The sequence below is a fragment of the Flavimobilis sp. BM9 genome, from assembly GCF_058313055.1.
Genome location: NZ_JBZEMO010000011.1, coordinates 1 through 5,575, shown reverse-complemented (window position 1 = coordinate 5,575; position 5,575 = coordinate 1). Strand labels below are relative to the sequence as shown.

Annotated in this window: 3 rRNA genes; all 3 read right to left on the bottom strand. The window is 57.3% G+C overall.

The window, feature by feature from the left end:
* Nucleotides 1-43: 43 nt before the first annotated feature.
* The 3 genes from rrf to AC4F3Q_RS13485 all read right to left on the bottom strand — a co-directional run bounded on the left by rrf (nucleotide 44) and on the right by AC4F3Q_RS13485 (nucleotide 5,312).
* Nucleotides 44-160 (bottom strand): 5S ribosomal RNA (gene rrf, locus AC4F3Q_RS13495).
* Nucleotides 161-227: 67 nt separating this feature from the next.
* Nucleotides 228-3,341 (bottom strand): 23S ribosomal RNA (locus tag AC4F3Q_RS13490).
* A 449-nt stretch (nucleotides 3,342-3,790) separates the two neighbouring features.
* Nucleotides 3,791-5,312: ribosomal RNA gene (locus tag AC4F3Q_RS13485) — 16S ribosomal RNA — on the bottom strand.
* Together the 16S, 23S and 5S rRNA genes form the textbook arrangement of a ribosomal RNA operon.
* Nucleotides 5,313-5,575 lie beyond the last annotated feature (263 nt).

The following is a 5,575-nucleotide window of genomic DNA, read 5'->3' as shown; positions in this document are numbered from 1 at the left end:
CCAAAGGCCCACCCCGATCGGGGTGGGCCTTTGGTGAATGGTTGTCCGGCGGCGTCCTACTCTCCCACCCCGTCTCCAGGGCAGTACCATCGGCGCTGAGAGGCTTAGCTTCCGGGTTCGGAATGGGACCGGGCGTTTCCCTCTCGCTATGACCGCCGTAACTCTATGGAGATATCCGTCGCTGGTATCTCGGGAACCGCACAGTGGACGCGTAGCACAAATTTGTTGTTATCAAGTTGTCGGCTCATTAGTACCGGTCAGCTCCATGAGTCTTTAGTCCTCACTTCCACATCCGGCCTATCAACCCAGTGGTCTACTGGGAGCCTCTCACCCCGAAGGGCGTGGAAACCTCATCTTGAAGCAAGCTTCCCGCTTAGATGCTTTCAGCGGTTATCTCTTCCCAACGTAGCCAACCAGCCATGCTCCTGGCGGAACAACTGGCACACCAGAGGTTAGTCCGTCCCGGTCCTCTCGTACTAGGGACAGGTCTTCTCAAGTTTCCTGCGCGCGCAGCGGATAGGGACCGAACTGTCTCACGACGTTCTAAACCCAGCTCGCGTACCGCTTTAATGGGCGAACAGCCCAACCCTTGGGACCTACTCCAGCCCCAGGATGCGACGAGCCGACATCGAGGTGCCAAACCATGCCGTCGATATGGACTCTTGGGCAAGATCAGCCTGTTATCCCCGGGGTACCTTTTATCCGTTGAGCGACGGCGCTTCCACAAGCCACCGCCGGATCACTAGTTCCGACTTTCGTCCCTGCTCGACCTGTCAGTCTCACAGTCAAGCTCCCTTGTGCACTTGCACTCGACACCTGATTGCCAACCAGGCTGAGGGAACCTTTGAGCGCCTCCGTTACATTTTAGGAGGCAACCGCCCCAGTTAAACTACCCACCAGGCACTGTCCCTGGTCCGGATCACGGACCGAAGTTAGGTATCCAGAGCGACCAGAGTGGTATTTCAACGTTGACTCCACCGACACTGGCGTGCCGGCTTCACAGTCTCCCACCTATCCTACACAAGCCGCACCGAACACCAATACCAAGCTATAGTAAAGGTCCCGGGGTCTTTCCGTCCTGCTGCGCGTAACGAGCATCTTTACTCGTAGTGCAATTTCGCCGAGTTCACGGTTGAGACAGCGGGGAAGTCGTTACGCCATTCGTGCAGGTCGGAACTTACCCGACAAGGAATTTCGCTACCTTAGGATGGTTATAGTTACCACCGCCGTTTACTGGGGCTTAAATTCTCAGCTTCGCTCCGAAGAGCTGACCAGTCCTCTTAACCTTCCAGCACCGGGCAGGCGTCAGTCCGTATACATCGTCTTGCGACTTCGCACGGACCTGTGTTTTTAGTAAACAGTCGCTTCCCCCTGGTCTCTGCGGCCTTCAAACGCTTCCCGGGCAAGCCGGTACACGCCTCAGGCCCCCCTTCTCCCGAAGTTACGGGGGCATTTTGCCGAGTTCCTTAACCATGATTATCTCGTCGCCTTAGTATTCTCTACCTGACCACCTGAGTCGGTTTAGGGTACGGGCGGCTAGAACCATCGCGTCGAGGTTTTTCTAGGCAGCATAGGATCACCGAATCATCCCCCATACGGGGTCACCGTCAGTTCTCAGGCTATATGAGCAGCGGATTTGCCTACTGCTCGCCCTACAACCTTGGACGTGGACTACCATCGCCACGCTCGGCTACCTTCCTGCGTCACCCCTGTTAATACGCTCACCTACTACCAGCTCGGGTCGCGGCCTCGCCGCACACCAAGACCCCGAAGGGTCAACAGGTGACGGTCCGGGCGCTTAGCATCACCGGGTTCGGTCTGGGCGGTTCTTCGCCGGTACGGGAATATCAACCCGTTGTCCATCGACTACGCCTGTCGGCCTCGCCTTAGGTCCCGACTTACCCAGGGCGGATTAGCCTGGCCCTGGAACCCTTGGTCATTCGGCGGACGGGTTTCTCACCCGTCATTCGCTACTCATGCCTGCATTCTCACTCGTGTAGGCTCCACCACTGGGTTACCCCGCAGCTTCACTGCCCACACGACGCTCCCCTACCCATCCACATGCCTGGACCACGAAGGCCTAGCTCAAATGTGAATGCCACAGCTTCGGCGGTGTACTTGAGCCCCGCTACATTGTCGGCGCGGAATCACTTGACCAGTGAGCTATTACGCACTCTTTCAAGGGTGGCTGCTTCTAAGCCAACCTCCTGGTTGTCTGTGCAACTCCACATCCTTTCCCACTTAGCACACGCTTAGGGGCCTTAGCTGGTGGTCTGGGCTGTTTCCCTCTCGACTACGGAGCTTATCCCCCGCAGTCTCACTGCCACGCTCTGTCTTACCGGCATTCGGAGTTTGGCTGACGTCAGTAACCTTGTAGGGCCCATCGGCCATCCAGTAGCTCTACCTCCGGCAAGAAACACGTGACGCTGCACCTAAATGCATTTCGGGGAGAACCAGCTATCACGGAGTTTGATTGGCCTTTCACCCCTACCCACAGCTCATCCCCCCAGTTTTCAACCTAGGTGGGTTCGGTCCTCCACGCGGTCTTACCCGCGCTTCAACCTGGCCATGGGTAGATCACTCCGCTTCGGGTCTAGACCCAGCGACTATGATCGCCCTATTCGGACTCGCTTTCGCTACGGCTTCCCCACACGGGTTAACCTCGCCACTGAGCACTAACTCGCAGGCTCATTCTTCAAAAGGCACGCTGTCACCCCTGCTAGGGAGGCTCCAACGGATTGTAGGCACACGGTTTCAGGTACTATTTCACTCCCCTCCCGGGGTACTTTTCACCTTTCCCTCACGGTACTTGTCCGCTATCGGTCACTAGGTAGTATTTAGGCTTATCGAGTGGTCTCGACGGATTCACACGGGATTTCTCGGGCCCCGTGCTACTTGGGAACACTCTCGGGAGGCTACGCCATTTCGTCTACGGGGGTATCACCCTCTGTGCCGGCCCTTCCCAAGGCCTTCGACTATAACGAAGCTTTCTGACTCCCTGACCATCCGGCAGAATGATCCAAAAGGTCCCACAACCCCGATGACGCAACCCCTGCCGGGTATCACACGCCATCGGTTTGGCCTGATCCGCTTTCGCTCGCCACTACTCACGGAATATCTCTTCCTGTCGGTACTGAGATGTTTCACTTCCCGACGTTCCCTCCACACACCCTATATATTCAGGTGCGGGTACCTGGACATGACTCCAGGTGGGTTTCCCCATTCGGACATCCTCGGATCACGGTTCGTTTGCCAACTCCCCGAGGCTTATCGCAGGCTACAACGTCCTTCTTCGGCTCCTAGTGCCAAGGCATCCACCCTGTGCCCTTAAAAACTTGACAACAGCTAAAAATTGCAGATACCAAAGATAAATCTTTGATGTTACAAAGATGCTCGCGTCCACTGTGCAGTTCTCAAGCTACCAACGACCCCACCCCCTCGATCGGCGCCGTGCCTACCACCAGCCGTGGGCCAGCAGCGGTTCACCCGCCAGGGGCAGTCCGTGAAGGAAACCAGTCCACCCAGCGCCGTCGCCGGCACCAGAAGGCCTGTTCCCTCAGGACCCAACAGTGTGCTTGAACTCCCCCAGGCGTCTGGCACGAGGCGTTCCCACCCCACAAGGAGGCGTACTAACCGGTGCACCAGCACCCGAGCTCGCAAGAAGTCAATGTTCCACCCATGAGCGTCCCACCCCGAGCGCGTTCGGCCCGAGCGTGGCACTTGACCGACCGGCACCAGCTCCCGCAAGCGGGTAGACCAGTGGTTGATCCGGACGGTTGTGGCTCCTTAGAAAGGAGGTGATCCAGCCGCACCTTCCGGTACGGCTACCTTGTTACGACTTAGTCCCAATCGCCAATCCCACCTTCGACGGCTCCCTCCACAAGGGTTGGGCCACCGGCTTCGGGTGTTACCGACTTTCGTGACTTGACGGGCGGTGTGTACAAGGCCCGGGAACGTATTCACCGCAGCGTTGCTGATCTGCGATTACTAGCGACTCCGACTTCATGGGGTCGAGTTGCAGACCCCAATCCGAACTGAGACCGGCTTTTTGGGATTCGCTCCACCTCGCGGTATCGCAGCCCTTTGTACCGGCCATTGTAGCATGCGTGAAGCCCAAGACATAAGGGGCATGATGATTTGACGTCATCCCCACCTTCCTCCGAGTTGACCCCGGCAGTATCCTATGAGTCCCCACCCGAAGTGCTGGCAACATAGGACGAGGGTTGCGCTCGTTGCGGGACTTAACCCAACATCTCACGACACGAGCTGACGACAACCATGCACCACCTGTACACCAGTCCGAAGACGCACACATCTCTGCATGATTCCGGTGTATGTCAAGCCTTGGTAAGGTTCTTCGCGTTGCATCGAATTAATCCGCATGCTCCGCCGCTTGTGCGGGCCCCCGTCAATTCCTTTGAGTTTTAGCCTTGCGGCCGTACTCCCCAGGCGGGGCACTTAATGCGTTTGCTGCGGCACGGAACTCGTGGAATGAGCCCCACACCTAGTGCCCAACGTTTACGGCATGGACTACCAGGGTATCTAATCCTGTTCGCTCCCCATGCTTTCGCTCCTCAGCGTCAGTTGCGGCCCAGTGACCTGCCTTCGCCATCGGTGTTCCTCCTGATATCTGCGCATTCCACCGCTACACCAGGAATTCCAGTCACCCCTACCGCACTCTAGTCTGCCCGTACCCGGTGCAAGCTCAAGGTTGAGCCTTGAGTTTTCACACCAGACGCGACAAACCGCCTACGAGCTCTTTACGCCCAATAATTCCGGACAACGCTTGCGCCCTACGTATTACCGCGGCTGCTGGCACGTAGTTAGCCGGCGCTTCTTCTGCAGGTACCGTCACTCTCGCTTCTTCCCTGCTGAAAGGGGTTTACAACCCGAAGGCCTTCATCCCCCACGCGGCGTCGCTGCATCAGGCTTGCGCCCATTGTGCAATATTCCCCACTGCTGCCTCCCGTAGGAGTCTGGGCCGTATCTCAGTCCCAGTGTGGCCGGTCGCCCTCTCAGGCCGGCTACCCGTCGTCGCCTTGGTGGGCCATTACCCCACCAACAAGCTGATAGGCCGCGAGTCCATCCCCCACCGATAAATCTTTCCAGGCACACCCCATGCGAAGGTGCCTCGTATCCGGTATTAGCCACGATTTCCCGAGGTTATCCCGAAGTGAGGGGCAGGTTACTCACGTGTTACTCACCCGTTCGCCACTGATCCAGCGGAGCAAGCTCCACCTTCACCGTTCGACTTGCATGTGTTAAGCACGCCGCCAGCGTTCGTCCTGAGCCAGGATCAAACTCTCCGTAAATGTTTGACGCCAACCAGGCGAACCCGGTTAACAACCATACGAAGCAGGCCATCCACCAGGGACAGCCTGAATAAAACTGGCATCAAGATCGAAAACTTGCGTTTTCAATCTATTATCCAAAGGAATCCTCTACGAGCAACCAGACCCAGCCCACAAAGGACCAGACCAAGCCACCCGACAGGGATATTTGGCATTGACTATCAAGCACACTGTTGAGTTCTCAAGGAACAGACGCGCATCCCCACCCGCCCTTCCAGGCCGGC